2 protein-coding genes are annotated in these 2,127 nt (G+C 48.0%); both read left to right on the forward strand.

The annotated features are described in order from the left end of the window. Positions 1-548: OmpA family protein (locus tag WBV75_RS00775; protein ID WP_424118758.1), on the forward strand; the 548-nt coding region annotated here is incomplete at its 5' end. 251 nt (positions 549-799) lie between these two features. After that, a partial coding sequence (locus tag WBV75_RS00780) for a C-type lectin domain-containing protein (protein WP_424118759.1) occupies positions 800-2,127 on the forward strand: 1,328 nt, incomplete at its 3' end.

Raw genomic sequence — 2,127 nt, forward strand, 5'->3', positions numbered from 1 at the left:
CCTCGGTGCTGACCAATAGTGAAGGGAAATACAGTTTAACCCTGAATTGCAATGAGGGAAATTTTATAAGGGCGTCCCGACAGGGTTACGTCCCCTCTGAAGTGTTTTTGCCTCCTTCAGAAGGAACCCCTCAGGTTGTTGATCTGTATTTGGATCCTGAATCCCTTTCCGCCGGCTTTGGTTCTGACCTGGCCAAATTACTACAGTTAAGTACGATCTATTTTGATTTTGACAAATACGATATCAGGCCTGATGCCGAAGTGGAATTGCAAAAGGTCATTGCGGCCATGAAAAAGTACCCGAGCCTCAAGATCAAGGCGAATTCCCATACGGACAGCCGGGGCCCTGATGCCTATAATCTCTGGTTATCACAGAAACGGGCAGAGTCCACTGTAAATTATATGATTTCCAAAGGCATTTCAGCAGACCGCCTTCAATCGCAAGGATATGGTGAAACCCAGCTCGTCAACGATTGTGATGATGGGGTTCGTTGCACGAGCGCACAGCACGAGGATAACAGACGGTCTGAATTTATTATATACGAGTAGAGCGGATGCAGCGTTCTCATGCCCTTTTAGCCCATTGCCCTTTACATCAAAATTAAAGGTCAGTCTGTCCTTTCGGGTCAGCACATTCTTTCTCGTGCTGGCATTTACCCGTAAAATTGACACTTTCCCGACATTTTTGTTTGTCTGATACTATTCGGTTGTATTTTGAGGCATAAAAGGTCGAGCTATCCAGTATGATTTCTTTCTGTCTTGAAATTACAATGAAAACCTATTTCATACGAGTCTTACGATTGACTAAAATTTCCTTGGTCTTATGGTTTTTATGTGCATTGAACCTTCAGGCCCAGGTCACAATCTGGAATGAAGATTTTAATTCGTATCCAAATGGCACCCGTACTGGGAGTGGCGACGGTGTTTCTCAGGTAAGCTGGAACTCTCAGAATGGTGTGGCAGTCAATGGAGGCTTAATCTTAGCAAGAAATACAAGGGACGGGGGAGGTTCAACTTTTTCGAATCCACTTGTCTGGATAACGGACCCCATTGATATTTCCGGTTACTCAAATGTAAATTTTAGTGTGGATACAGGTGCTTTTGAAACGAGTGAGTTTGAGAATTCAGGAGGTTCACGCGACAGGTTCACCTTCGAATACCGAATCGGTGGGGGAATCTGGACGGAGGTTTTTAACCGATCAGGCTCCCAGTCACAACCCATTGCCCCCTCCTATACAGTATCTGGTCTCTCGGGTGCGACGCTACAACTCAGAGCCCGTTTTCACAACACCGTCGACAATGAGAATTATAGTCTTGACAATGTCCTGGTAACAGGCGTTGCTACTGATACAAGTCAATTGCCCGTATTAACTGTAACGGGAGATCAGGATTATTGTCCGGGCACCAGCTTACCGGTCGTAGAGAGTATCGAGATTTCGGATCCCGATAGTTCCACCGTATTCCAGGTGGCCGTGCGGATCTCGAGCGGCTTTGCGCCTGGAGAGGATTTACTGCTACTCACAGGTTCACATCCTTCCATCACAGACACGTGGAACGAGTCTCAAGGGATTCTGACCCTTACCGGTCCGGCCCAGTTGGGAGCATTTGAAGCTGCGATGAGGGATGTGGTGTACACTAATAGTGCGTCCGACCCTTCGGGTACCAGAGAATTTTCGATCACAGTTGGAAATGCCAATTACCTGCCCCTTACAGGTCATTACTACGAGTATATAAGTGCGCCTGGAATTACCTGGACGGAAGCCCGAAATGCCGCTGCTGGTCAGACATACTTCGGATTACAGGGGTATCTGGTGACGCTGACATCAAGGGAAGAAGCTGACTTTTCAACTTCCCAGGCACCTGGAATGGGATGGATTGGTGCCTCGGATGCAGCGCGGGAAGGCGATTGGCAATGGGTTACCGGACCAGAAGCCGGTACATCATTCTGGAGTGGAGGAGTCGGTGGTACCGAACTTACATTTGCTTTATGGAATGAAGGTGAGCCTAATAATGCCGGGGCCTCGGGCGGTGAAGACTATGCGCATATTGCCGACCCTGCTGTAACTTCCATACCGGGATCGTGGAATGACCTTTCCAACCAGGGGGGTAATGGAGTCTATTCTCCAAG

Origin of the sequence: Robiginitalea sp. (assembly GCF_049588695.1) — a bacterium.
Classification (GTDB): domain Bacteria; phylum Bacteroidota; class Bacteroidia; order Flavobacteriales; family Flavobacteriaceae; genus Robiginitalea.